We start from the raw sequence: 26,415 nt of genomic DNA, 5'->3' as shown, positions 1-26,415 counted from the left end.
GCCCACCACTTTTCCACTCGATCGACAGGAGACTGCCATGCATTTCCACGACGATGCCCTGTTCCCCGAATGCCAGGAGAAACTGGTCATCACCGCCGCCCCGTACGGACCGGAATGGGAACCGGACGACTTCCGGGAGGATCTACCGCTGACGATGGAGGAGCACGTCCAGCAGGCGGTGGATTGCTACCAGGCCGGCGCCACGGTGCTCCACATCCATGTTCGTGAACTCGACGGCAAGGGCAGCAAGCGGCTGTCGAAGTTCAACGAGCTGCTCACCGGCCTGCGCGAGGCGGTTCCGGATATGATCCTGCAGGTCGGCGGTTCGATCTCGTTCGCACCGGAAGGCGAAGGCGCGGACGCGAAATGGCTGTCCGACGATGTCCGGCATATGCTCGCCGAGCTGGATCCGAAGCCGGACCAGGTGACCATCGCGATCAACACCAGCCAGATGAACATCATGGAACTGATGACCGCGGACGATATCGCGGGCACCTCGATGCAGCGTCCGGAGCTCGCCGCGACCTACCGGGAGATGACGGTGCCTGCCGGGCCCGAATGGGTCGAGGAGCACCTGCGCCGCCTGCAGGCGGCCGGGATCCAGCCGCATTTCCAGCTCTCGTCCATCCCGCAGCTCGAAACCGTCGAACGCCTGATCCGGCGCGGTGTGTACACCGGTCCGCTGAACGTGACGTGGGTCGGCATCGGCGGCGGTTTCGACGGCCCCAACCCGTACAACATCATGAACTTCATCCAGCGCGTTCCGGATGGCGCGTGCCTGACCCTCGAAACCCTCATGCGGTCCGTACTGCCGGTGAACGCGATGGCCATCGCGATGGGTCTGCACACTCGCTGCGGTAACGAGGACACCCTCTGGGGTCGTAAGGGCGAGAAGATGACGTCGGTCCAGCAAATCCAGCAGCTGGTCCGCGTCGCCGGCGAACTCGGCCGTGAAATCGCCACGGGCAAGGAGGCCCGCGACATCTACAAGATCGGCACCACCTACGCCGGCGCGGACGAGACGCTCGCCGCGCTCGGCTACGCCCCCAACCGCCGGCCCGGCCAGGTCGGCTTCACGCACCACGCCTGACATCCCTCCGCGATCGGGGCCCGCCGCCACCGCCGGGCCTCGATCACACCTGTCTTCAGGACGCTCTCGTACACATTGGGAAAACAATGAACAACACCGAACCGACTGTGGTCATCGTTCCCGGCCTGCGCGACCACGTCGCGGACCACTGGCAGACCCTGCTCGCCGATCGGCTCGACCGGGTACGCACCGTTGCGCCGCTCGAGCACGACAAGTTGAGCCTGGCGGCCCGGATCACCGCTCTCGACAGGGTCTTGGCCGAGGTCGACGGACCTGTGGTCCTGGTGGCGCACAGTGCCGGTGTCCTGATCACGGTGCACTGGGCGCAGCAGCCGACCAGGGCGATATCCGGTGCTCTGCTCGCGGCACCGGCCGACCTGGAAATGCCGCTGCCCGTGGGCTACCCCACCGTGGACGATCTCGACAAAGGGGGCTGGCTCCCGGTACCGCGCCGCCGCCTCCCCTTCCCCAGCATCGTCGCCGCCGGTAGCAACGATCCGCTCGCGGACCGCCGCCGGGTCGCCGGGCTGGCGGAGGTGTGGGGCAGCCAGTTCGTCGACCTCGGCGAGGTCGGGCACCTCAATCCCGCGTCGGGATTCGGTGAGTGGCCCCGGGCCGATATGTTGCTGCGGGAATTGGCCGAGCAGCCCACAGCGGCCCCGTTCTGACCCAGGTCGACGCGACCGCCACGAAGCGGTCGCCGACCCTGCTGCCCGCATCGCCACGCGCCGCCGATCGAATCCTGAAAGCGAAGCCATGCTCAATCTGTCCGTACTTCTCGAGGATTCCTCCCGCCGGTATCCGCACCGTGACGCACTCGTACTCGGGGACACCCGAATCAGTTACAGCGAACTGGACGCCCGATCGAACCAGGTGGCCAACCTGCTGGTCTCCCGGGGAATTGCGCCGGGCGACACCGTTGCCATGTCCTTCCCCAACGTGCCGGAATTCCCCATCGTCTACTACGGCATTCTCAAAGCCGGTGCCGTCGTGGTGCCGTTGAACATCATGCTCAAGGGCCGTGAGATCGCCTACCATCTCGAAGATTCCGGTGCTCGGGCGTTCCTCTGCTACGAAGGCGGGCCGGACCTGCCGATCGGTGAGTTCGGCCGGGCCGGGTTCGCGGCGGCCCCGCAGTGCCGGGACATGTTCGTCGCAGGAGGCAGTTCCGGATCCGCGGGCGTGCAGAGCCTGGATACCGCACTCGCGGGCATTCCGGAAGACTTCGCCGCGGTGGCGCGCGGCCCGCAGGACACAGCGGTGATCCTCTACACCAGCGGCACTACCGGAAAGCCCAAGGGCGCGCAGCTTTCTCATTCGAACATGGTGATGAACGCGTTGACCGCGAACCGCCTGTTCGACAGCAACCCGATCCGCCACGACACCCACCTGGTCACATTGCCGCTTTTCCACTCCTTCGGCCAGACCGTGACGATGAACGCGGGACTATCGGTGGGCGCCACCCTGGTGCTGCTGCCTCGTTTCGAGGCGCACACCGCACTGAAACTGATGACCGACGAGGACGTCACGGTCTTCGCCGGTGTCCCGACAATGTATTGGGGCCTGCTCAGCGCATCGGGCGAGGGGGTCGACGGGAGACGGATAGCTACGACGCTGCGCCGGGCGATCTCCGGCGGCGCAGCGTTGCCGGTCGAGATCCTGGCCCGCTTCTCCGAACGGTTCGGCGTCCAGATCCTGGAAGGCTATGGGCTGTCCGAGACCTCACCGCTGGCGTTGTTCAGCGACCCGGAAAGCGAGCCACGGCCGGGGTCGATCGGCGTCCCGGTGTGGGGTGTCGAGGCGCGCCTCGTCGACGCCGACTGGCACACGGTCACGGCTGTCGGCGCGGTCGGCGAAATCGCGCTGCGCGGGCACAATGTCATGTCCGGTTACCTCGGCCGGCCCGAGGCCACCACCGAGGTGATGCGGGACGGGTGGCTCCGTACCGGCGATCTCGCCCGGCGGGACGCCGACGGCTTCTACTACATCGTCGACCGCGCAAAGGATGTGATCGTACGCGGCGGATTCAACGTATATCCCCGGGAGATCGAGGAAGTATTGATCACCCACGACGCAGTCTCGCTCGCGGCGGTGATCGGCGTACACCACGAGACCCACGGCGAAGAGGTCAAGGCATTCGTCATTCTCGAACCAGGTGAGCAGATCACCGAAGCGGAACTCATCGCCTGGTGCCGAGACCAGATGGCGGGCTACAAGTATCCGCGCTCGATCGAGTTCACCACCGTGCTGCCGATGACAGCGACGGGCAAGATTCTCAAGCGCGAGCTCGTCGCAGCGGTGGGAAACCGGGGGTTCTCGAGATGACCGGTGATCTGCACACCACGCCGGCGCCACAGCCGGTTACGCGACCCGAGAAGATGCGTGTGTCTTCGCCGCGCTCGCGAACAGCCGCCCTGGCCGCCGGTATCGCGCTGTGCGCGGGCGGCGCCGGGGTCGCGATGGCGGTCGGCCGGCTGGTACCGGCGTTGAACCCGATGTTGATCGCCATCGTCCTCGGGGCATCGGCGGCCAATTCGGTCGCGATCCCCGCGTGGATCCGGCCCGGCGTGGAGTTCTCGGCCAAACGACTACTGCGCGTGGGCATCGCCGTCCTGGGGCTGCAATTGATGTTCAGCGATATCGTCGCGTTGGGGTGGGGCGTGATAGCGATCGTCGTAGCCGTTGTCGCGCTCGGTATCGCGGGAACCATGTACATGGGCCGGCTCCTCGGGCTGCCCTGGACTCAACGAGTTCTCATCGCGTGCGGATTCTCGATCTGCGGCGCCGCGGCAGTCGCCGCCGCCGATGGTGTCGTCAAGGCGAAGGACGAGGAGACAGTCACCGCGATCGCGCTGGTCGTGATCTTCGGCAGCCTGATGATCCCTGGAATTCCGCTACTGGCGCAGAGTGCAGGGCTGGATGATCGCCGGTCCGGCATGCTCGCCGGCGGGGCGATCCACGAGGTCGCGCAGGTGGTTGCCGCCGGAGGCGTGATCGGCGGTGGTGCGCTCGCTGTCGCTACGGTGGTCAAGCTCGCGCGGGTGCTGATGTTGGCGCCGGTGATGGCGTATCTCGGTATCGTGCAGCGACGACGGGCCCGGGATGGGGGTGTCCATGGTGCGGCCGCCGGTAAACAACCGCCTATCGTCCCGCTGTTCGTGATCGGGTTCCTCGTGTCGGTGGCGGTCCGGTCCTCGGGCCTACTACCTGATTTCGTGATCGACCAGGCCGCCCACTTGCAAACCGCCCTGTTGACCACGGCGATGTTCGCGCTGGGCCTCGGGGTCCGGATCGGTCTGCTGCGCTCGGTCGGCCCGCGGCCGTTCGTCCTGGCCACTGCGTCCACGCTGTGGGTGGTATTCATCGCGTTCATCGGCATCCTTCTTGTGGGCTGAATCGACTCCGCTCGCGCGGGCAGGACGCGGCAGGCCCACACGGACGATATGGACAACCTGCGATAACGTACTCCGCGGCGCACAATGAAACGCGCGGCCCGGCTCCTCCGACACACTGGGCAGGGCTTCCCGACCGTAGCCGAGCCGAGTTGATGAGGAGTGCAGGATGAAGCGTGTTCTGGCGAAAGCAGCCGCCGTCGCGGCCGCCGCGGGCCTGGCGCCCCTGATGTTCACCGCGAGCGCCCAGGCCGACCCCGGCACAGTGCATTTCACCAGCGGGAGCTTCAGCTGCGCCATCTACGGCGACGGCACAGTGGGCTGCGATCTCGCCCAGCCGACCCGCCTGCACTACGAGGGCCTGCCGTTCCTTCTGCACGTCGGTGAAATCGTCATCGACCAGTCGTGGCTGCCGGCCCACCCGACCTTCGATCCCGGCACCCCGTACACCCTGCCGGGTGGAAATCCTCAGCTCAACGACGTGAAAACCGGAGACGGGGCGTGGGGTCCGTATATCGAACACGCGGGTGCGCGCTGCGAGGTCGGCTTCCACGGCAGCTTCGGATGCCAAGCCAAGGGCCGCGGTTTCACCATCTACAGTGGGACCATCTCGGCGTAATCGCCACAGTCACCGCGAAGGAGCTGAATGCCACGGGAACTGGCCGATCTACCGTTCGCACAATGGCTGGAACCGGTCGGCGACCTCGACGTCGAGCGTGAGTACGACTGCGCCCGATTCGAGGATATGGTCCTGACCGAACCCGATCTCCGCAATACGGTGTTCGGCCAGTGCGCCTTCCGTTCGGTGCATATCGACCACGGTGTGGCCGGTGGTGCCCGGTTGGCCGATGTCTGGCTGCACGGTGTCCGGTTCACCGGTACGGATATGCCGGACGCCGCGTGGCTGGACGCGGAAGTGGTCGATGGGGCCTGGTCGGGCGTGGAGGCCAGCGGTGCCGAACTGCGCCGGGTGGTCTTCCACAATTGCAAACTGGATTCGGTGAACTTCCGGAATGCCCGATTGACCAAGGTCCGTTTCGTCGATTGTGTACTGCGGCATGTCGATTTCGGTAGCGCGAAGCTCTCGGAAGTGAGCTTTCCGGGTACCGAAGTGTCCGCGTTGACGGTGCGCAATGCACAGCTGAAGAAGGTCGACTTCCGGCACGCGCACCGGATCGGTATCGCCGACGGGGTGGAATCATTGCGTGGCGCCCTCATCACACCGGGTCAGCTGCTGGACCTTGCACCGACCCTGGCCGCGGCGGTCGGACTGACCGTCCAGGAGTGAGCTCAGCGGGTGACCGCGCGGGCGACGGTGCGGGCGACCTCTTCGTCGCCGAGGCTGCTGTCCTGGATCAGCGCGTGCGATAGAACCGTGCGCACCACCACTTCGGCCGCTTGGCGCGGGGGGAGCGCGAGCGCTGCGCCGTCACCGGCCGCGACGAGCGGTTCAGCGAAGGCCGCCACGGATTCGACCAGATTCAGCCGCGCTCCTTCGTGTGCGACGGCAACGCCGAGCAGCCAGCCGGGTTCGTGCATCCGGAGATAGTTGAACGCGCGGTGACCGCGTAGGTAGTCGAGCGCGAACACAGTTGCCGCACAGACTGTTTCGGAGGCGGAAGCAGTGATGTCGATCGCGGTGAACGCGGCGGCCACCATCTTGGCCACCTCATGGCGGCCCACGGCGGAGACGAGCCCGTCCTTGTCGCCGAATTCTCGATAGGCGGTGGCGCGCGAGACCCCGGCGCGCGCGGCGACGGCAGCGTGGGTGAGGCCGTCCAAACCGCTTTCCGCGATGAGCGCGACCGCGGCTTCCAGCAGCTCGTCCGACGATCGGGTGGAAGAGGCCATGGGTCTTTCTACCTCGGGAGGCGGCGATCGGGGTTGCCTCACCCAGGCTACTGAGACTAATTTGTCGATCAGTCTCAGTATGGGTTCGGCGCACGCCGAGACTCTGGGATTTCGGGACAATGACGACGGAGGCACAGATGGCGAGAAGCGGGAACACCGCGGCTCGCGGCCGGGCGGTGGTACTGGGCGCGAGTATGGCCGGTCTGCTGGCAGCCCGGGTGCTGGCCGAGCATTTCGCGGAGGTCATCGTGCTCGAACGCGACGATCTGTCGGCTCCCGGTGACCGTCGGGGAGTTCCTCAAGGCCGGCACGTCCACGCGTTGCTCGCCCGGGGCCGGCTCGTCCTCGAGGAGTTGTTCCCGGGGATCACCGCGGAACTGCTCGCCGACGGCGCCGTCGAATGCCGCTCCCTCACCGAGATGCGGATGACGGTGGCCGGGCACACTCTCCGCCAGGCCGATGCCGGATACTCGCTGCTCCAGGCCAGCCGCCCGTTTCTCGAATGGCGGGTCCGCGGCCGGGTCCGCGCACTCCCCGGTGTGGAACTGGTCGACAACACCGCCGTTGCCGGATTGCTCTCCGACACCGGCCGCGCGCGGGTCACGGGCGTGCGCACAACCGACGGACGGGCATTCGACGCCGACCTGGTGGTGAGTTGCCTGGGCCGGCACGGTCCGATCAACGAATGGCTGGCCGGGCTCGGCTACGAGCGCCCCGCCGAACACGGTGTGCGGATCGATATGAAGTACGCGAGCCGATACGTGCGGTTACCGCCCGGTTCGGCCGGCGGTGACAAGGAGATCGTGATCGCGAACCAGGACCCGGCCCGGGGGCTGGCCCTGTTCGCGGTGGAGGACGGCGCACATATCCTCACGTTGATCGGCTACGGCAGTGACCACCCGCCCACCGATCCGGACGGGTTCTGGCGTTTCGCGGCCTCGGTGGCACCCCGGGATGTGCGGGAAGCGCTGGTGGGCGCAGAGGTCCTGAGCGATATCGCCACCTACCGGTATCCGGCCAACCAGCGCCGCCGCTACGAGCGGCTGACCCGGTTTCCGGACGGACTACTCGTGCTCGGTGACGCGGTATGCAGTTTCAGCCCCGCCTTCGGACAGGGGATGACCGTCTCGGCGCTGCAGGCGCTGCAACTGACCGAAGCACTCGCCGCCGGCGACCACGATCTGCGCCGCCGCTACTTCCGCGCCGTCGCCCGGGTGATCGAGGATGCCTGGCGGATCACCGAGTTGTTCGATCTGGCGATGCCCCATGTGGATTCGGCGGGCCGCGAACCGCTGCGGGCGCTCGGCGCGCTGGCCGGGGTCGCCATGGCCGTCGGGGAACGTGACGCGGCGATCGGTACCCGTATCGCCCGGATAGCCGGTCTGCTGGACCGCCCGGAAACGCTACTGCGGCCCGAACCGGCCGGGCGCGCCGCTCTCGCCGTGGGCACTCTCGCCGCCTCCGCTGTGCTCCGGCTCCCCCGGGACCGGAATCCACGGCCCGCGCCGCTGTTCGACCCCCTGCCACACGGCCCCGCACGCGGTTTCCACCGGCTCGTGGTGCGTTCGGTGGTCCGCGATACCGAAAACAGTGCGATCGTCGAATTCGATATTCCCGCGCACCTGCGCGCCCGGTTCGCCTACGCCGCCGGACAGCATCTGGTGATCCGCGGAACCCGTCGCGGCGAACCGGTTCGCCGCAGCTACTCGCTGTGCGATGCCCCGGGGTCGGGCCGGGTGCGTATCGCTGTGAAACGGCAACCGGGTGGCGCGTTCTCGTCTTATGTCCTCGACCAGCGCATCACCGGGTCGGCGCTGTATGTTTCCGAACCGTCGGGGCATTTCACCCCCGAACTCGACCCCGCTGCCCGCACCGAGTACGCGGCGGTCGCCGCCGGATCCGGGATCACCCCGATCGTCTCGATCATCGCCGCCGTACTCGGAGCCGAACCGCACAGCGCCTTCATGCTGTACTACGGCAGCCGCGACCGCGCGAACATCATGCTCGCGCAGTCCGTGCGCGAGTTGTGCGACCGCTACCCCGGGCGGCTCCGGGTCGTCCACCACCTGTCCCGGCAGCGCCCGCGAACAGCACACGATGCGGGCGCGCAGTACCGGTCCGGGCGGATGGCGGCAGCCGATATCGCCCGGCAGCATGCCGACCGCTGGTTCCTGTGCGGGCCGAAAGAACTGGTTACCGAAACCGTCGACGCCTTACGCACGCGCGGTGTACCGGGGTCGCGAATCCGGGTGGAACTCTTCGACACCCGGACACCGGATCGCCCCCGGACCGCCGCCGGGACCGCGACCAGCCGGATCACCCTCACCGGGTACGGCGAACCGCTGGAATTCGGCATGCCCCGGGACCGGGCGATCCTCGACGCCGCACTCGACGAACGCGAAGACCTCCCGTACTCCTGCCTCGGCGGCTCCTGCGGCACCTGCCTGGCCGTCGTCGCCGACGGGCACGCCGAGATGGACCCCGACCCTCTGCTGGCGATCACGGACGACGAGATCGCGCACGGCCGGGTCCTCGCCTGCCGGGCGCGGCCGGTCACCGAGCAGGTCACGCTGTGTTTCGAGCCCGGCCCGGCCGACGAGCCACGGACACCGGAGTCGGCCCCCGGCCGGTCTCGGACCTCCCCGTAGCGGCGCGGGCGCTAGCTGGTCACGGTCTCCAGGACGGCCGTGGTGGCGTCGGCGATCGCTTGGTTGCTGGGGGCGGCCATGGGGTAGCCGATGGTCGAACGGCTGAAGATGACCAGCACGACCGAGGTTCCGGTGGGGCTCCACACCACACCGGCATCGTTGACGGTGCCGTAGGCACCGGTACCGGATTTATCGGCCGCCACCCAGCCGACCGGTAACCCCTCCCGCATCCGCTCCCTCGAGGTGACGCTCGACCTCATCCAGCCGGTGAGCATGCGCCGGTGTTCGGGGATCAGCGCGTTACCGAGGATCAGCCGGTGCAGACCACCGGCGAACGCGGCGGGGGTGCTGGTATCGCGGGTATCGCCGGGGAGGGCTTCGTTGAGTGCGGGCTCCCACCGGTCCAGCCGGGTCTCGGTATCGCCGATCATGCGGGCCAGGGCGGTAACCGCGGGCGGGCCGCCGATCCGGCGCAGGATCAGATTGGCGGCCGTGTTGTCGCTGCGTACGAGGGCGGCTTGGCACAGGTCGTACCAGCTGAGGGTCTCACCGACCCGGTAGCTGGTGGTCGGCGACGCGATCACGATGTCCTCGCGCAGGATAGGCACCCGCTCGTTCAGATCCACTTCCCCGCGTTCGGCGAGGCGCAGCAGCGCGGCGACCGCGTACACCTTGAAGGTGGAGGTGAGGGCGAACCGGTCCGCGGCATTCCACTCGAAGGTTCGTGCGCCCGTCGGGCTGTAGGCGGCGATCCCGAACAGCACATCGTGGCGTTCCTGGATCTCCATCAGCGTATTGCTGAGGTCGGCGACGGCCGGTGGGCTGATCGTGACCGGCGCCGAGGTGGTGGGCTCGCTCGGATCGGAACCGCATGCGGTGACGGCGAACGCGGTGACGGCCAGTACGGCCGCCAGCGATCGGCGCGGGACGCGGAATTCGGATCGGATCGGTTTCACATCGGCAGCACACACGGGTCCGTGGCCGGTCGCCAATATCCGACACTCCCGCACACGATACGCAACAGATATAGCCGCAGGTAAAACACAGTTTCGCCGTGCTATATCTGCCCAGAAACCGCAGTTGGACGGTGACCACACGGGACGCTGGTTCAATATGGCTATGGACCTCATCCGCCACCTCGGCTATTTCGTCGCCATCGCGGACGAGGGCCATTTCGGGCGGGCGGCCACAGTTCTCGATATGACCCAGCCGCCGCTGTCCCAGGGTTTACGACGCCTGGAGACCCAGCTCGGGGTCGAACTCGTACACCGCACGCGGCAGGGCGCGGTACTCACAGCGGCCGGCCGGCAACTCCTGCCGCGGGCCCGGCTGCTGGTCGACGACGCGACCCGGCTGCTGGCCGAGGCGCAGCGCATCGCCCGCACCCGCGGCACGGTGCATTGGGGCGCGACCACCGCGCTGCCCGACCGGATCCTCACCGCCTGTGTCACCGCTCTGCGCGCCGAGAAGAACAGTGGTGACGCGGTATCCACCACAGTGGCCGGCACGGTCGACCTGGTGTCGGCGGTGCGGTCGGGGTTGTGCGATGTGGGGGTGATCGAACATCCGGCACTGGTCGACGGCGTAGAGGCCAGGCCGGTGGTGAAGCTGCCGCGCTGGATCGTGGTGCCCGCCGATCATCGCAGCGCCATTTCCGAACGTCCGGTGTTCCCGATGCTCGCCGACCTCACCTATGCGGCGTATCCGCGCGCCGCCAATCCCCCGGCCTCCGATACGGTCCGGGATCTACTGCGCGAGCGGGGACTCGACGCGCCGACGGTCACCGTGCACGACGATCGCTCGGTACTCGCCGCGGTGGCCGCCGGGACCAGTTTCGGTCTCACCACCACCCCGCCCTCCGATATCCCGGGCGTCGCCTGGCTGCGGATGGCACCGCAGGCGGTGGCGTTGCGCTGCCGGGTCATCCACCGGGCCGGCGCCGAAGAACAGGCCGATGCCTTGGACAGCGTGCTGTACCGGGAACGAGTACGGTGACCGTCGCCGAGCGGATCCACGCGGTATTCGCCGATGCGGGCTGCACCGGCCGATTACATGCCAGGCGGTGTGACGGTGGCGCCGCGGAGGTCTCGATCGGTGGCACCGAACGGGTGGTGACCGCCTCGGTGTACAAACTTCCGCTACTGCTCGCGTACTGCCGCGCGGTGGACGCCGGCCGGATCGACCCGCTGGAGCGGCTCACCCTCACACCCGCCGAATGCACCCCCGGACCCACCGGGATTTCCGCCCTGCACGATCCGGTCGCCATGAGCCGCCGAGATCTGGCGACCTCGATGATGACGGTGTCCGATAACGCCGCGGCAGACCTTCTGCTGAGCGAGATCGGCGTGGCCCGCGTGCACGACCTGCTGGAATCCCTCGGACTCACCCGGACCCGGCTGGTCGGCGGTACGGCCGATCTCCAGCGCAGCCTGATCTCCGATACCGATACCCACAGCACGGTGGAGGCCTTCGCGGCGCTGGCCGACAACGACGAGGCCTGGACGGTCTCGGCCTACGATCCCGCCTATACGAGCGCCACGACGCCGGAGGAGATGACCCGCTTGTTATCGGCGCTGTGGCGCGGCGAGGTGGTATCGGCACAGCAAACGGATTTCGCGCGCGCGGTGATGCGCCGCCAGGTCTGGCCGCACCGGATCGCGGCGGGTTTCCCGCATCGCGCGGTATCGGTGGCGGGTAAAACGGGAACCATCGGCATCATCCGCAACGAGGTCGCCGTGGTCGAATTCCCGGGTGAATACCCGGTTGCGGTGGCGGTGTTCACCCGCGCCGCCCGCGCGGACCCCGCGCTCCCGGCGGTCGATGCCGCCATCGCCGAAGCCGCGCGAATAGCGGTCACCGAATTACGCCGAGCCCTACCACTCGATTGATTCGGCTCTGCGAGCTCAGAAGGCCAGTGCCGACCACGGGATATCGATCGGAAACGGGAAGCCGATCGATATCCGCTCGGAATCGCCCGGCGACCACTTACCGGCCAGCAGATAGTTGGCGGGGTAGAGCGGGCGTACCCCCTCTGGTAGCCGGCCATGAGTTGTCTCCAGCGCGAATGCCCTGACCGTCTCGATGGCACTTATCTCCGGAGCCAGGGTTACTTCCCAATACCAGGGAATTCCGGCCTTTGCGTAACGAGACTTCTTCTCGTCCATATCGTTGCGGGTATTGGAGGGCGAAAGTACCTCTCCGGCGAGAAGGACATCGTCGGCACGGAGATCCTGATAAGCCTCCGCAAGGCACCGGGCAACCAAGAAATCCGGGGTGACGAAATCCGACTTGCCGCTTCGGCCGAAAAAGATATTCGTTTCGGTATGCACCCGCCAGCACAGTTCGGGGGCCCGCTCCATTTCTTGCCGGGCGCATCGGCGTAGCCCACTCCACAGCAGATTGGTGAACTCCTGATGCTCGGCCGGGCCTCGGCGAACCCACACAACGCGACCATCCCAGAGTTCGATCTGCTCTGCGATCTCCACCGGTAGCTCCTCGAGCTCCTCCCACGTCATGTATTCGGGGAGGTCGGGATATTCGACGGATGGACGAGACATGCCCACATCGTAGCCGCCTGCGCGACCGCAACCTACGTCGTGGACGGGATCACTCCCGGGTGACCAGGAGGTTCACACGATACTCGGCCAGGGGGATCTCGCCGGCGGAACCCGGCGGCTGTATCGACCGCAGCGCGATCCGGTAACCGTCCGTATGCGCTTCGGTGGGGAACTGTGGATTCGCGTGGAGTTCATGGGCCGACTGCCTACCGGCCACGGTGGTCTCGATGTGTACGACGGCGTCGCCCTCCCAGACACACATCGCCCCTTCGGGGCACCTGCCGTCATCAGTGACATCGCTGAGCAGGACCGTCACCCGGCCCGCTTCCAGAACAGCGGTATCACCGACCGCCAGGGTGAACTCGGTGCCCAGTTCCGGGGGTGGCGCGGGCTCGGCCGGCACACAGCCCGCCACGGCCAGGGCGATCCCCAGAGCGGCTGTCCACCGACCCAAACGCGCGGTACTCATCCCGACCGATCCTCGCACAGGAAAGTCGCCGGTCGGCACCTTTCATTGTGCTTCGTCCACACTGGAGCCGGGGCCGGTGCGCACGCCGGAAAAGTGACCGGACGCCCGCGCCCGCCCCGGCAACACAGACTGTCCGCCGGCAGTCCGGGCGGGCGGCGGTACGCCGCGATGAGCCGACCGCACCACTACGCAGCGGTGTCCCGGGTTACTTGAGCATCGAACCGCAGTCGACCGGCAGCGTGACGCCGGTGAGGTAGCGGGCCTCTTCGGAGGCCAGATACAGCACGGCGTTGCTGATATCGATCGGGTCCACCCACGGCACCGGCAGTGTGTGGAACATCTGGCAGATCGGCGCCATATCGTCGGCCGTCGGATTCTCCAGATCGGGGCGGAACATCTGGAACGTCTTCTCGTTCATGATCATGGCGGTACTCACGTGCGTGGGGTGCACCGAGTTCACCCGGATCATGTGCTGGCCGAGTTCCACCGCGAAGGCCCGCATCAGGCCGACGACACCGTGTTTGGCGGAGACGTAATGGCCGGTCTGCGGGTAGGCCTTCAGGCCGCCGACCGAGCTGGTGAGCACGATGGAACCGCCGCGGCCGCCCTCGAGGATATGCGGGACACCGGCTTTCACCGATTTCCACACACCGCTGAGGTTGATATCGATCGTTTCCTGCCAGACGTTCTCGTCGGTTTCGGCCAGGGTGTCGCCGCCGCTGGCGATACCGGCGTTCGCGACGATGATATCGAGGCGCCCGAGTTTCCCGACGCCCTCGGCGAGGGATTCCTTCAGCGCGTCGGCGTCGCGGACGTCCACCTCGGCGGTCACGATTTTGCGACCGGTGGCCTTGACGAGTTCTTCGGTTTCGGCGAGATCGGCGGGTGTCGCCGGGGGGATCTCGGCCGTGTCGATGGGTTTACAGATATCGATGGCGATGATGTCGGCACCTTCTTCGGCCAGCCGCACCGCATGGCTGCGCCCCTGGCCGCGGGCCGCGCCGGTGATGAACGCGACCTTTCCTTCGACCCGTCCGGTCATGACTTCCTCTTTTCCTCGATGCGGCAGTGCTCGACTGTCGTCGCAATAGTGGGTATTTCAGGATTTCGGCGTGTAGGTGATGTGCAGGTCGCTCAGGCCGCGCAGGATGAAGGTGGGCTCGAAGTTGAACACCGGGTTGTCGAGGGAACCGTGCTTTTCCGGATCCACCCGGATATCGAGCATCCGGTCCAGGATCCGCTCCAGCGAAACCCGGCCCTCGACGCGGGCCAGTGGGCTGCCGGGGCAGGTGTGCACACCACGCCCGAAGGCCATGTGCTCGCGGAAATTGGGGCGGTCCAGGTCGAACACGTGCGGGTTCTCGAAGCGCCGAGGGTCACGGTTGGCGGCCCCCGGGCACACCATCACCAGGTCACCGGCGGCCAGTGGTACATCGCCGACCTCCACGGGCTTCTTCGCCAGCCGGAAACCACTCTTCACCGGTGCCTGCATCCGCAGCGTCTCCTCGATGAAGACAGGGATCTTGCTGCGGTCGGCGCGCAACACGTCCTGCAGGTGCGGCTGGGTGACGAGGAACTGCATCGCGCTGCCGAGCAGTTTGGCGGTGGTTTCCTGACCCGCGCCGAAGAGGAAGGTCGCGGTACGTACGACCTCGATGACCTCGGGCGTCGATCCGTCCGGATACTTCGCCTCGGCCAGCGAAGTCAGCACATCGCCCTGCGGGTTACGCCGCCGGTCGGAGATCAGCTCGCTGAACAGATTGTCCAGCCATTCCAGCGGATTGATGGGCACGATCTCCTTGTCGATCGAGCCCACGGTGGGTCCACCGGCCAGGTTGACGCGTAGTTCGTCGTGGTATTCCTCGGGCACGCCGAGTAGGTCGGCGATCACCAGCAGGGTGAAGACCTTGGCGTAGGCGCCGAGGAATTCACAGCGGCCGTCGTCGATGAATTCGTCGAGCTGCTTATCGGCCAGCTTCCACATGAACTCCTCGTTCTCCTTCAGTCGCGAAGGAACAAGGAGCCTGTTGAGCAGCGAGCGGGCAGCGGTGTGGTCCGGCGGGTCCATGGTGACCATGTGTTCCCACAGCGGTAGCTGCTGGCGATGTTCGGCGATCTGCGCAGTGATGTCGTCGCCTGCCGGGGTGAACGGCAGCGGCGGGAACGGACCGCCCACGGCGATACACGAGGAGAAGGTGTCCGAATCACGGAGCACATCGTTGGCTTCCTCGTAGCCGGTGACCGCGTAGACGCCGTAGTTGGGTTCCTGCGTCACCGGGCATTTGGCGCGCAGATGGTCGTAGTAGGGGTGCGGATCGGGCACCAGCGCCGGGTCGGTGAAGTAGTCGACCGTATCGAAATCGGTCACGGGAACCTCCTGTTGTCAGCAGAAATAGGCGCTCGAGCGTGGATGACCGGTTGATACGGAACGCCCCTTGCTGAGCGACTGCTCAGATGTGATGCTGAGCACATGCTTAGCATGCGCGGCACGCGGACGTCAACAGTCGCCGCTCGCGGGATACCATCCCCGGTGATCACGAGACCGCCTCGGCCGCGCGGAAATCCAGGAGGAGTCACGACCATGTCAGCACCCCGCCGGCTCGGCGCACCCGACGCCAAGAATCGCACCGTCCTGATGGACGCCGCCGAACAGCTGATGCTCGAACAAGGGTGGGCCACCGTGACCTCCCGGCGCATCGCCGAGCACGCCGGCCTCAAACCACAACTGGTGCACTACTACTTCCGCTCGATGGACGAGTTGTTCCTCGAGCTGTTCCGGCGCCGCGCCGACCAGGGACTCGAAGCCCTGGCGCAGGTTTTGAAATCCGAACGTCCGCTGCACGCCCTGTGGGAGTTCAGCACGGATGCCACCGCGGCGCGGTTCACCATGGAGTTCGTCGGCCTGGCCAACCAGAAACCGGCCGTCCGCGCCGAGGTGGTGCGCTACTCCGAGCAGTTCCGTGCCGCCCAGACCGAGGCCCTGAGCCGGATGCTCGAGGGTTATGGGGTCGATACGAGCCGCTTCCCCGCCGACGTACTGTCGGTGCTGATGACCAGCGCCGCCCGGATGGTGGTGCTCGAGCAGGCGCTCGGGATGACCGCCGGGCACGCCGAAACCTTCGCGTTCGCCCGACGCGAGATCGATCTGCTCGAACCCGAGCAGTAGGCGTACCGAAATCATTTACCGCGATTCATGGCCCGGTCCGCCGCGGCCCAGTGCGCGTCGGACACCCAGAGTTCGGCGAAGGCGTCCACCGCCTCCTGCGCAGTGACACCGTCGACCACTCGTTTGATCGCGCCGGCCGACGGGTTGGCCAGCGCCCGGGCCAGCGAACGCCAGCCCGCGTCGAATTCCGCGCGCGGTAGGACCCGGTCCACCAGACCCAGCCGTTCGGCGTCGGGCGCGGTGAGAATCTCCCCCGAACCGGCCAGCAGGAGCGCCCGGCTCCGCCCGACCAGTCGCGTCAGCCGCTCGGCTCCGCCCCAGGCAGGCATGATCGCCAGCGCGACCTGATTGAACCCGATCTTGATATCGGCCGCCGCGATCCGGATATCGGCCGCGACGGCCACCTCGGCCCCACCACCTAGAGCGTGCCCGTTGAGAGCAGCGATCACCGGCCCGGGGAACCCGGCGAGTTTGTCGCATACCTGCCGCATCTTGTTCGCCATTGCCGCGGCCTGTTCATGAGTACGCAGCGCGGCGAGTTCCTTGAGGTCGCCGCCGGAGACGAAGGCCTTGTCGCCGGCGCCGGTGATCACCAGGGCCCGCGCGCCGGCCGCCCCGTCGATCGCTTTGCCGAGCTCGTCCATCGTGTCCAGCGCGATGGCATTGCGAGCGTGCGGGCGGTTGATGGTGACGACGGCCAGTCCGTCCGCCAGTTCGAGCTCGATCACGTCTTGTTCTCCTCGACGGAAATATGATTCTCTTACATAGAGAACCATATACTTTCCCGCTGGTTTCCGGCGCTCGGATCGGGAGTTCGATATATGCCACATTCAGGGCACACGAGCGAAGACCCCGCACGGTCACGCTCCACCACCGCGCCCGATCTGTTCACCCGCCGGGTTCCCGCCGACCTGGCCCGGAGCTACCGCGAAGCAGGCTGGTGGAGCGACGAAACACTCGGCGAACTCCTCGCCCGCGGTCTCGCGGCGGCCCCCGATACGACCTTCGCGGTGCACTCGCGCATCCGCCCGTACACCGGCACATTCGGCGATGTGGAACGGACCGCCCGGCGACTGGCCGCCGGATTGCATCGGCGCGGTGTGGGCCCCGGCGATATCGTCGCCTTCCAGCTACCGAACTGGATGGAGGCCGCCGCCACCTACTGGGCGTGCGCCCTGCTGGGCACCACGGTGGTGCCCATCGCGCATTTCTACGGCCGCAAAGAGCTCGGCTACATCCTCGGCGCCGTCGGGCCGAAAGCGTTCATCACCTGTGAACGCTTCGGGCAGAACGAATTCGACCCGCAACTGTGCGCCGGCGTACCGGTGGTGGGCGTGGTCGACCGGGATTTCGAGGATCTGCTCGACCCCGAACCACTGACCGGCACGCTGACCACCGATCCGGACAGCCCCGCCTGTATCGCCTTCACCTCCGGCACCACCCGGGCACCCAAAGGGGTCGTGCACAGCCACAACACCCTGGGCTACGAAGTACGACAGCTTGCCGGGATGTATCCGCCGGACCGGGGCGATCAGCTCACCTCGGCCCCGGTCGGGCATTTCATCGGCATGCTCAACGCCCTGCTCATCCCGGTGCTCGACGGGGCCCCCATCCACCTGCTCGACCTCTGGGATCCGGGCTGGGTCCTCGAGCTGATGGAAGCCGAGAACATCTGCGTCGGCGGCGGAGTCAGCTATTTCGTCACCAGCTTGCTCGACCACCCGAACTACAAACCCACCCACCTCGCACAGTTGCGTTATGCCGGACTCGGCGGCGCGGCGGTACCGGCCGCGGTCAGCACCCGGCTCGAGGATCTCGGGATCACAGTGTTCCGCTCCTACGGGAGCACCGAGCATCCCTCGATCACCGGTTCGATGTCCACCGCGCCGGCCGCGAAACGGATGTTCACCGACGGCAACGCACTACCGGGGGTGGAGGTCCGGCTGGGGGCGGACGGGGAGATCATCAGCCGCGGACCCGATCTGTGCCTGGGCTACACCGACCCCGAACTCACCGCCCGCACCTTCGACGCGGACGGCTGGTACCACACCGGCGATATCGGCGCGCTCGACGCGGACGGCTACCTGACGATCACCGATCGCAAATCCGACATCATCATCCGCGGCGGCGAGAACGTCAGCGCGCTCGAGGTGGAGGAAGTGCTGCTCACCCTCCCCGGCGTGGCCGAGGGTGTGGCGGTGGCGGTGCCCGATCCACGCCTGGGCGAACGCACCGCCGCGGTGGTGCGCTGCCTGCCGTCGCATCCGGAACCTGATCTCGCAGCCCTGCGAACCCATTTCGAACAGGCCGGTATGGCCAAACAGAAGTGGCCCGAGGAACTGCATATCGTCGCGGACTTCCCCCGCACCCCCAGCGGAAAGATCCAGAAATTCGCCATCCGGCGTGATCTGGCCACAGCGCACACCGAGGCCGTTGCGACCGAACCATAATGAGAATACGATTCTCATTAATAGCCAAGGAGGATTCCATGAGTGAAGTCGAGCTGCCGTACCAGCTCTTCGATGCGGACAACCATCTCTACGAGACAAAGGAAGCGCTGACCCGGCACCTGCCCAAGGAATACGACGGGGCCATCCAGTACATCGAGATCAACGGCCGCACCAAAATCGCGGTGCTCGGCCAGATCAGCGAGTACATCCCCAACCCGACCTTCGACGTCGTGGCCCGTCCCGGCGCCATGGAGGAGTACTTCAAGCACGGCAACCCGGAAGGCAAGAGCCGCCGCGAGATCTTCGGCAAGTCGATGAAGGCGATCGACGCCTTCCGCAATCCGGAGGCCCGCTTGAAGGTCATGGACGACCTCCAACTGCAACGTGCGCTCATGTTCCCCACCCTGGCCAGCCTGGTCGAGGAACGGATGCGCCACCACCCCGAACTGATCCATGCGGTAATCCACTCGCTGAACCAGTGGATGCTGGAGGATTGGGGCCAGGACGGCAGCTTCGTGCACTCCGGCCGGATCTTCACCGTCCCGGTGATCACCCTGCCGATCGTCGAGAAGGCGATCGAGGAGCTCAACTGGGCCGTCGTCGAGCACGGCGCCAAGGCGGTCCTGATCCGCCCGGCCCCGGTACCCGGCCTGCGCGGTATGCGGTCGTTCGCACTGCCCGAGTTCGATCCGTTCTGGAAACGGGTCGTCGAACTCGACGTGCTGGTCACCATGCACTCCTCCGATAGCGGCTACTCGCGGTTCGACGCCGAGTGGGAGGGCAGCGCCCTGGAGATGCTGCCGTTCAAGACCAATACCTTCGCGATGACCAACCAGTGGCGCCCGGTTACCGACGCGGTCGCGTCCTGGGTGTGCCACGGTGCGCTGAACCGCTTCCCGGACCTGAAGATCTCCGTGATCGAGAACGGCTCCGCCTGGCTCGAGCCGCTGCTGCAGCAACTGACCGACGTCTACAAGAAGGCCCCGGAGGGCTTCGGCTTCCGCGATCCGGTAGAAGCCATCAAGCAGAGCCTCTACGTCAGCCCGTTCTGGGAAGAAGACCTGCAGCGGTTGTCGGACGTCATGGGTGTCGATCACGTGTTGTTCGGCTCCGACTGGCCGCATCCCGAGGGGCTGGCCGAGCCGGCGCGCTACATCAACGAAATCAAGGATATGCCGCTGGAGAACCAGGCCAAGATCATGGGCGGCAACCTCGCGCGCCTGCTGAAGGTCTGAACGGAACCCTATGTCCTGGGAGACCATCCCGCAGTTGGCCCTGTCCACCGCCGACCGCTTCGGTGACGCCGAAGCGGTCGTGGACGGGGACCTGCGATTGACCTATACCGAACTCGCGGACCGCATCCGGCGGGCCGCGGGCGCGTATGCCGAAGCCGGGATCGGCAAGGGCGACCGGGCGGCCATCTGGGCGCCCAATTCCGCCGAATGGATTATCGCCGCGCTCGGCCTGCTGACCGCGGGCGGCGTGCTGGTGCCGGTGAACACCCGGTTCAAAGCCGAGGAAGCGGCCGATGTGATCCGCCGCAGCGGCGCCAAAGCGCTACTTGTCCAGAAGGGCTTCCTCGGCGCCGACTATCCCGCGCCGCCCGGAGTGCCGGTCTTCGACCTGAAGTCGGATTTTCTCGGCAGCGGCGCACCGTTCGAACGCGAGATGGCCGGCACCGATATCGCCGACATCATCTACACCTCGGGCACCACGGGACGCCCCAAGGGCGTGATGATGAATCATCTGCAGACGCTGCGGCTCTACGCGGAATGGTGCGATCTCGCCGATCTCCGCGAGGGTGATCGCTATCTGATGGTGAACCCGTTCTTCCACACCTTCGGGCTGAAGGCGGGAATCGTCTCCTCGCTCATCCGCGGCGCCACCATGCTGCCGGTGCCGGTGTTCGATGTCGCCGAGGTGCTCGAGCTGGTGGAGAAGGAACGGGTCACCATGCTCCCGGGTGCGCCGACCCTCTACCATTCTCTGCTCGAATACGAGGGCACACGCGATATCTCGTCGCTGCGGGCCGCGGTCACCGGGGCCGCCGATATCCCGGTCGACCTGATCCGCCGGGTCCGCCAGGAACTGCCCTTCCAGTCGATCATGACCGGCTACGGGCTCACCGAAGCGGGTACGGCGACCGCGTCCCGTCCCGGCGACACCTTCGAGCAGATCGCCACCACCGCGGGAACCGCCTGCGACGGTATCGAACTGCGTATCGCCGACGACGGGGAAGTACTCATCCGCGGGTACAGCGTGATGCAGGGCTACCTGGACGATCCCGAAGGCACCGCCGCGGCGATCGACGCCGACGGCTGGCTGCACACCGGCGATCTGGGCAGTCTCGACGAAGGCGGCCGGTTGAAAGTTATCGGGCGCAAGAAGGATATGTACATCGTCGGCGGATTCAACGCCTACCCGGCCGAGATCGAAGGCTTCCTGCTGGAGCATCCGGCGGTCGCCCAGGCCGCGGTGATCGGGGTACCCGACGAACGCATGGGGCAGGTGGGCAAGGCATTCGTGGTGGCGCGCGAAGCGGTCCGCGAAGCCGACCTGATCGCCTGGGCCAAGGAGCGAATGGCCGGCTACAAGGTGCCGCGGTCGGTGGTATTCCTCGACGAACTACCGCTCAACGCGACCGGAAAGGTGATGAAAGACCAGTTGCGCTGAGCACGCCCGAGCACTTCCACGATCCGCTCCGATCGTCTCGACCCGGCACCGGCCGCGGTGTATCGTCGAACACAACCGAGAGCGTAATTCTCATAATCGGAGACTTTTACTCTCCCAGCCCGGGCGCGCCCGGCGTCGACCATGAACAGCGAGGAATCCGGTGAATATCGACGACATGATCCTGGTGAGCATCGACGACCACGTGGTCGAGCCGCGCAATATGTTCGACAACCACGTGCCGAAGAAATACGCCGAGTACGTACCCAAGGTCGTCGTGGACGACCAGGGCATCGACCGCTGGATCTACCGGGACCGGCCGACCGGCGTCACCGGCCTCAACGCGGTCGTCTCCTGGCCACCCGAAGAGTGGGGCTACGATCCCGCGGGCTACGCCGAGATGCGGCCCGCGGTCTACGACATCCACGACCGCGTACGCGATATGGATGCCAACGGCGTGCTGGGCTCCATGTGCTTCCCGACCTTCACCGGCTTCAGCGCCGGCCATCTGAGCCGCGGCGGGATGGATGAGATCACCGTCGCGATGATCTCCGCCTACAACGACTGGCATATCGAAGAATGGGCGGGCGCCTACCCGGGTAGGTTCATCCCGATCGGCATTCTGCCGCTGTGGGAACCACAGCTGGCCGTCGACGAGATCAACCGGCTCGCCGCCAAGGGCTGCCGTTCGGTGACCATGCCCGAACTGCCGCATATCGACGGCCTGCCCAGCTACCACGATATCGACTACTGGGGCCCGGTGTTCCAGGCGCTCTGCGATAACGACACCGTCATGAACCTGCACATCGGACAGGGTTTCGGTGTGCTCAAACTGGCCCCGGACGCGCCGATCGACAATCTGATGGTCCTCGCGCCCAGTATCTCGCTGATCGGTGTCCAGGATCTGCTGTGGGGCCCGGCCTTCCGCAGCTACCCGAAACTGAAGGTCGCGATGTCCGAGGGGGGTGTCGGCTGGATCCCGTTCTTCCTGGACCGCTCCGACCGGCACTACACCAACCAGCGCTGGCTGCGCCGCGATTTCGGCGGCAAGATGCCCAGCGAGGTGTTCCGTGAGCATGTCATGGCCTGCTACGTCACCGACCCGACCTCGCTGAAGCTCCGTCACGAGATCGGGATCGACAATATCGCCTGGGAATGCGACTACCCGCATTCGGATTCGCTGTGGCCGGGTGCCCCGGAATTCGTGCTGGAGGAACTCGAGGAGGCCGGCGCCGACGATTCCGATATCGACAAGATCACCTGGCAGAACGCCTGCCGCTTCCTGAACTGGGATCCCTTCGCCCATCAGACCCGCGAAGAAGCGACGGTCGGCGCGTTGCGCGCCAAGGGCGCCGATGTCGACCTGTCCACCACCACCCGCCAGGAATACGCGGACCGCTACGCCGCCAAGTACGCGAGCTCGTCCGGGTAGGGAAACTCCCATCGCACTGGCGTTCACGCCGGTCTCCTGGATACCACCTGATCCAGGGGCCGGCGGTATGCCCTGGCCGGGCGGGTGAGCTGCGCATTGGGAACCTGTCGGACCCACTCGATACTCTGCCGGGATGGTCCGACCCGATCCGGCGCTGCGCCGTCTACTGCGGGAAACGCAGAAGTTGCTGGAACCGTACGGATTCCACGGCAGCGATCCGCGCTGGGTACGGGTCGAACCGGGCGGTGTCGCCGCCGTCGGGCGCACCCGGGCGTCCCGCACCTGGACCGACGGGCACCAGGTGCTCCGATTCGACCTGCACCTCACCGCCACACCGGCCGCGTGGTGGGAATTCGGCAACTGGCGCAATACCCGGCTGGGCCTGCCCGCGATACCACTGGAACAGGCCACGGGCCCCGATCTGCTCACCACCGCAAACGCCTCCGGCGACCCGATGGGGCCGTGGAGCCTGCGATCCGCCCCCGACGGGCATGTCCTGCAATCGGATATCGACACGGTCCGCGCCGAACTCCCCCGCCGGATCCACGCCTGCGCACGCCGCGCACTGCAACTGGTCGAACCGGACCGCTACCTCGATGAACTCCTGGCCCGCGCGGATCCACATATCGGCACCTGGGAGACGATCGTCGTCCTGCTGGCCGGCCGCGGGCCGGGGCCGGAACTCGACGACGCGGTAGAACACCTCCGGGGGTGCTTCCTCGGCCGCGAACTACCGGCCTACACCGAGGACGTCATCGCCTACGCACAGAACAGAAGCGCCCTGGTCTGACTCGAACCCCCGAAACCCGGCCCGTGGCCCCTTATGTTCGCCGGTGCGAGTGTCCGACCGTCGCGCCGGCGCGCGGCCGCCGCTTCTCGAACACTTGCCGCCACACCTGGTCGCGCCACACCGGCCCCGTCACCCGTACCTCGGTGACACCATCCGTGCCGACGGTGAATACCCGGCTGTCACCCGCGCACCCTGCCGACTGACCAGGCAAGCAGCTCGCGCACCGAGCTCCCGGACGCACTCCTGGGCGGTCGGCGAGCACGGCGCGGGCACCGGCACCGGGCCCGCCGACCGTCCGGTCCTCTCCGAGCGCCGGACCGAAGGCCACTGCGATACAGGAGGGTCCGCGCCGGAACCACCCTTCCGTACAGCGTAAGAACGCGCTACCGTGACCGAAAGAGGCCAAGACGAGAAGGAGCCGGGAATGTCGATCGGCGCGACGGTGAACAAACATATCCAGGAACTCGGCGGCGGATTCATGTTCTCCCGGGAGGCACGTACCTACGCCGCCGAAACCGGTATCGACGAATTCTTCGGCCCCTACACCCGTGGCCGAGGCGGCGTCCTCGGCGAGGTGGATGCCGATGTCGTCACCGCGGCGTTCGGGTTCTTTCCGGGGCATTCGATCCGTACCGCGTGGGAATCGGTTTCGATGCCCGCCGAGAAAGCCGCGCAGCGCTACGCACAGGCCTGCCAGGAATTCGGCCGCCGCAAACTCGGCGCGTTCGAGGATGCCGCGCGCCTCGCAACACTCATGGAAACCGTTGCCGCGGCGGCCGATCCCGCCGGGACTCCGCTGTTCGCGGGCTGGCGGGCAATGCCCCTGCCCACCGACCCGGCCGCGCGAGTCATGCAACTCGCACACGTCCTGCGCGAACTCCGCGGCGGCCTGCACCTGATGGCCGTGCGCGCATCCGGCATCACCCCGCTACAGGCGGTCCTGGTCTCCGGCTCCCCGCTGAACGACGGCCCCGGGCAGGCCCGCTGGTACGGCTGGCCCGAACCCTTCGAGGAGATCACCGACGATATCCGCGACCGCTGGCAGCAGGCGGAATCGATCACCGATACGCTGATCGCCCCGGCGTTCGCGGTGCTCGACGATACCGATGCCGCCGATCTCATCCGGCTCACCGCCGCCGCCCACGCCGCAACTTTCGCCCGCTGAAGACACCGGCCGGGCCGCGGCGGCGTCAGCGGTTACCGGGATCCGCAGCTGCGCGGAACCTGTACCGGGCGAACTCCGCGGCAGCGGTTCACAGACCTGTAGCCCAGGACCGGGGCCACTACCGAGAGACTCCACAGTCGCCGATTATCGGTCGACCCGAATTGAGTTGCGTCGACACGACATCACGTGGTGCCGGGATCGGCGCGGCCGCCGGCGCATCGTGCCGATCTCCGGATTGCGTGGCCACCGGCCGGTTGCGCCAGGATATTCGTTCGCATCGCGCGCCGATGCCGACCTCACATTTCACCACCGCAATGCTGCCGCTCCGCTCGACATCCGACCGCTTCCGGACCGTCGTACTCGACGGGCGTCCCCGCACGCGACCACACGAGTGGCCCCGCGCGGCGACGAGGGCGCAGGAAGTCAGGCTCCGCGGGCGTCCGAGTACCGGATACCGGCCGAGGGGGCTTATCGGAGTTGCGGTGCAGTCGACGGGTGCGGATTCGGCAATCCACCTCGGTAGCCGGCACCGTCGTGGATATGCAGGATCGCATCCGCCTCAGCTATCGTCTCCCGGTCGAGCGGGAAATAGCCGTGAGCCGGTGTGTGGTCGATTCGCGTGGTGGCGGCGGGGACTTCGGAGGGCGCTACGAACCCTCGGGTGGCAACCCGTCCCTGCAGGAAACCCTCGTAGGTGCCGCCTTCGGGTTCCGGCATACCGATGGTGTCGTCGCACCCCAGACTGCCGATGACGACGGCGTACCGGGAACCCAGTAGCGATCCGGCGATGGCGCCGGCGCCGGACCATTCCAGGTCCATATCGCCCAGGCGCATCCGGCTCGTATTGCGCTGCAGGTGCAGGTTGTGGGCGAACACCAAGGTCGCACCCCGCCTGCTCTCGACCTGTCGGATATCCAGGAGGTTCCGGGCCATGAGTGCGTCCCGGGTGGCGCACATCCCTGTCCAGCGGGCTTCCTGTTCGATACGTTGCGCTGCCTGCCGGTGGTACCGCAGCATCCCGAGTCCGGCCGTCAGCTGGGTTTCGGCCCGGAGCCATTGGGTCTGCGAGGTTTTCGCCACCATTTCCGGCGCCCGTGCGTAGAGCTCGGTGAGCATATCGTCGGCCAGCACCCGGAGATCGCCGGCTTCGCGGGTGGCACCGGGAGATTCGTCCGGGTCCATGACTGCCTCCGTGCGGTGCCAGCGTTCGTCCGCCCCTGCGAGACCGGCCACGTCATGATCGAGACCCAGATAGTCGCGGGCGTATTCGAGATACCGGCGTGGACTCGGTGCGTTCATCGTCTCCATCGACCCGTCGAAGCCGTGGAACGCCACACGGTCTTCGGCAGCCCGGTTCTCGTTGTATTCCCGCATCCAGGCAACCAGCTGCCGGTTGGCTTCCAGTTCACCGAAACCGTGCGAGAACCCTGCCCCCATGGCCTCGTCCAGGGTGCCGGCGCCCTGTCGCACGTAGGCGTCGACGACGAGCGCGGCCACGCGATCGCTTTCGAGTGCTATCGACCGGAAGCCGCGGCCCGCCAACTCGGCGAACAGCTCGTTGCGGGTCCAGCCGAAGGCGGGTTCGACGTGGGTCGGTTCACCGAATCCCAGCAGGCCGGCGGAGCCGATATCGAAGATTTCCGTATCGAAGTTCATCTCTTCGATCGTATCTTTGAAAGATCGGTTGAGACTTCTCCATCATTTACCTGGGGACAGTGGAATATAGTCTCAAACG

General features: G+C 66.7%; 24 protein-coding genes. 16 read left to right on the top strand and 8 right to left on the bottom strand.

Features of this window, described 5'->3' with window-relative positions; genetic code table 11:
* The first annotated feature begins 37 nt into the window (after nt 1–37).
* The 6 genes from ACFWPH_RS19835 to ACFWPH_RS19810 all read left to right on the top strand — a co-directional run bounded on the left by ACFWPH_RS19835 (nt 38) and on the right by ACFWPH_RS19810 (nt 5,770).
* The gene (locus ACFWPH_RS19835) at nt 38–1,090 is read left to right on the top strand and encodes a 3-keto-5-aminohexanoate cleavage protein (RefSeq protein WP_378753004.1); all 1,053 of its coding nucleotides are present in this window, start codon (nt 38–40) and stop codon (nt 1,088–1,090) included.
* Between the two features lie 86 nt (nt 1,091–1,176).
* Nucleotides 1,177–1,758, top strand: coding sequence for an RBBP9/YdeN family alpha/beta hydrolase (locus ACFWPH_RS19830; RefSeq protein WP_378753002.1), 582 nt, complete (start codon nt 1,177–1,179; stop codon nt 1,756–1,758).
* A gap of 88 nt (nt 1,759–1,846) precedes the next feature.
* The gene (locus ACFWPH_RS19825) at nt 1,847–3,415 is read left to right on the top strand and encodes a long-chain fatty acid--CoA ligase (protein ID WP_378753000.1); all 1,569 of its coding nucleotides are present in this window, start codon (nt 1,847–1,849) and stop codon (nt 3,413–3,415) included.
* 53 nt (nt 3,416–3,468) lie between these two features.
* Nucleotides 3,469–4,485 (top strand): YeiH family protein, encoded by a 1,017-nt coding sequence (locus tag ACFWPH_RS19820; protein WP_378753525.1) that lies wholly within the window; start codon nt 3,469–3,471, stop codon nt 4,483–4,485.
* A gap of 166 nt (nt 4,486–4,651) precedes the next feature.
* Entirely contained in the window at nt 4,652–5,101 is a 450-nt protein-coding gene (locus tag ACFWPH_RS19815) for a hypothetical protein (RefSeq protein ID WP_378752998.1), read from the top strand.
* A gap of 27 nt (nt 5,102–5,128) precedes the next feature.
* The gene (locus ACFWPH_RS19810) at nt 5,129–5,770 is read left to right on the top strand and encodes a pentapeptide repeat-containing protein (RefSeq protein ID WP_378752996.1); all 642 of its coding nucleotides are present in this window, start codon (nt 5,129–5,131) and stop codon (nt 5,768–5,770) included.
* Nucleotides 5,771–5,772: 2 nt separating this feature from the next.
* On the opposite strand, the gene ACFWPH_RS19805 is transcribed toward ACFWPH_RS19810, so the two are convergent.
* Nucleotides 5,773–6,333 carry a TetR/AcrR family transcriptional regulator gene (locus tag ACFWPH_RS19805; RefSeq protein WP_378752994.1) on the bottom strand — a complete coding sequence of 187 codons (561 nt, stop codon included), beginning with the start codon at nt 6,331–6,333 and terminating at the stop codon, nt 5,773–5,775.
* A gap of 137 nt (nt 6,334–6,470) precedes the next feature.
* Here ACFWPH_RS19805 and ACFWPH_RS19800 point away from each other — a divergent pair, with 137 nt between their 5' ends.
* Nucleotides 6,471–8,981 carry an FAD-dependent monooxygenase gene (locus tag ACFWPH_RS19800; protein ID WP_378752992.1) on the top strand — a complete coding sequence of 837 codons (2,511 nt, stop codon included), beginning with the start codon at nt 6,471–6,473 and terminating at the stop codon, nt 8,979–8,981.
* A gap of 11 nt (nt 8,982–8,992) precedes the next feature.
* Here the strand turns inward: ACFWPH_RS19800 and bla are convergent, their stop codons facing one another.
* Nucleotides 8,993–9,937 (bottom strand): class A beta-lactamase, encoded by a 945-nt coding sequence (gene bla, locus ACFWPH_RS19795; protein WP_378752990.1) that lies wholly within the window; start codon nt 9,935–9,937, stop codon nt 8,993–8,995.
* Between the two features lie 163 nt (nt 9,938–10,100).
* Here bla and ACFWPH_RS19790 point away from each other — a divergent pair, with 163 nt between their 5' ends.
* Nucleotides 10,101–10,976, top strand: a complete 876-nt coding sequence (locus ACFWPH_RS19790) for a LysR family transcriptional regulator (protein WP_378753524.1) — start codon at nt 10,101–10,103, stop codon at nt 10,974–10,976.
* A complete protein-coding gene (locus ACFWPH_RS19785) occupies nt 10,973–11,869 on the top strand; it encodes a serine hydrolase (protein WP_378752988.1) in 897 nt (298 codons plus the stop codon). The genes ACFWPH_RS19790 and ACFWPH_RS19785 overlap by 4 nt, the downstream gene beginning before the upstream one ends.
* 15 nt (nt 11,870–11,884) lie before the next feature.
* On the opposite strand, the gene ACFWPH_RS19780 is transcribed toward ACFWPH_RS19785, so the two are convergent.
* From ACFWPH_RS19780 to ACFWPH_RS19765, 4 genes are all read right to left on the bottom strand, one after another.
* Entirely contained in the window at nt 11,885–12,538 is a 654-nt protein-coding gene (locus ACFWPH_RS19780) for a Uma2 family endonuclease (protein WP_378752986.1), read from the bottom strand.
* A 49-nt stretch (nt 12,539–12,587) separates the two neighbouring features.
* Nucleotides 12,588–13,007 carry a hypothetical protein gene (locus ACFWPH_RS19775; protein WP_378752984.1) on the bottom strand — a complete coding sequence of 140 codons (420 nt, stop codon included), beginning with the start codon at nt 13,005–13,007 and terminating at the stop codon, nt 12,588–12,590.
* Nucleotides 13,008–13,212: 205 nt separating this feature from the next.
* A complete protein-coding gene (locus ACFWPH_RS19770; protein ID WP_378752982.1) occupies nt 13,213–14,049 on the bottom strand; it encodes a mycofactocin-coupled SDR family oxidoreductase in 837 nt (278 codons plus the stop codon).
* A 57-nt stretch (nt 14,050–14,106) separates the two neighbouring features.
* Entirely contained in the window at nt 14,107–15,375 is a 1,269-nt protein-coding gene (locus ACFWPH_RS19765; RefSeq protein ID WP_378752980.1) for a cytochrome P450, read from the bottom strand.
* A 213-nt stretch (nt 15,376–15,588) separates the two neighbouring features.
* Here ACFWPH_RS19765 and ACFWPH_RS19760 point away from each other — a divergent pair, with 213 nt between their 5' ends.
* Nucleotides 15,589–16,173: a TetR/AcrR family transcriptional regulator gene (locus ACFWPH_RS19760; protein WP_378752978.1), complete on the top strand. Its 585-nt coding sequence runs from the start codon at nt 15,589–15,591 to the stop codon at nt 16,171–16,173.
* A gap of 11 nt (nt 16,174–16,184) precedes the next feature.
* Here the strand turns inward: ACFWPH_RS19760 and ACFWPH_RS19755 are convergent, their stop codons facing one another.
* Nucleotides 16,185–16,949 (bottom strand): enoyl-CoA hydratase/isomerase family protein, encoded by a 765-nt coding sequence (locus tag ACFWPH_RS19755; RefSeq protein ID WP_378752976.1) that lies wholly within the window; start codon nt 16,947–16,949, stop codon nt 16,185–16,187.
* 45 nt (nt 16,950–16,994) lie between these two features.
* Between ACFWPH_RS19755 and ACFWPH_RS19750 the strand changes: the two genes are divergently transcribed.
* The 6 genes from ACFWPH_RS19750 to ACFWPH_RS19725 all read left to right on the top strand — a co-directional run bounded on the left by ACFWPH_RS19750 (nt 16,995) and on the right by ACFWPH_RS19725 (nt 24,680).
* Nucleotides 16,995–18,623 (top strand): AMP-binding protein, encoded by a 1,629-nt coding sequence (locus ACFWPH_RS19750; RefSeq protein WP_378752974.1) that lies wholly within the window; start codon nt 16,995–16,997, stop codon nt 18,621–18,623.
* 38 nt (nt 18,624–18,661) lie between these two features.
* Nucleotides 18,662–19,858, top strand: a complete 1,197-nt coding sequence (locus tag ACFWPH_RS19745) for an amidohydrolase family protein (protein WP_378752972.1) — start codon at nt 18,662–18,664, stop codon at nt 19,856–19,858.
* A gap of 10 nt (nt 19,859–19,868) precedes the next feature.
* Nucleotides 19,869–21,296, top strand: coding sequence for a FadD3 family acyl-CoA ligase (locus ACFWPH_RS19740; protein WP_378752970.1), 1,428 nt, complete (start codon nt 19,869–19,871; stop codon nt 21,294–21,296).
* 160 nt (nt 21,297–21,456) lie between these two features.
* A complete protein-coding gene (locus ACFWPH_RS19735; protein ID WP_378752968.1) occupies nt 21,457–22,725 on the top strand; it encodes an amidohydrolase family protein in 1,269 nt (422 codons plus the stop codon).
* A 133-nt stretch (nt 22,726–22,858) separates the two neighbouring features.
* On the top strand, nt 22,859–23,515 hold the full coding sequence (locus ACFWPH_RS19730; RefSeq protein ID WP_378752966.1) for a hypothetical protein: 657 nt from the start codon (nt 22,859–22,861) through the stop codon (nt 23,513–23,515).
* A gap of 424 nt (nt 23,516–23,939) precedes the next feature.
* Nucleotides 23,940–24,680 carry a hypothetical protein gene (locus ACFWPH_RS19725; RefSeq protein WP_378752964.1) on the top strand — a complete coding sequence of 247 codons (741 nt, stop codon included), beginning with the start codon at nt 23,940–23,942 and terminating at the stop codon, nt 24,678–24,680.
* A gap of 468 nt (nt 24,681–25,148) precedes the next feature.
* Here ACFWPH_RS19725 and ACFWPH_RS19720 read toward each other — a convergent pair whose 3' ends face one another.
* Complete coding sequence (locus ACFWPH_RS19720) at nt 25,149–26,336, bottom strand: erythromycin esterase family protein (protein ID WP_378752962.1); 1,188 nt, start codon at nt 26,334–26,336, stop codon at nt 25,149–25,151.
* Nucleotides 26,337–26,415: the final 79 nt, after the last annotated feature.

Origin of the sequence: Nocardia sp. NPDC058499 (genome assembly GCF_042719915.1) — a bacterium.
Classification (GTDB): Bacteria; Actinomycetota; Actinomycetes; order Mycobacteriales; family Mycobacteriaceae; genus Nocardia.
The sequence above is the reverse complement of the archived record's forward strand: the minus strand, read 5'-3'. Positions and strand labels throughout refer to the sequence as shown.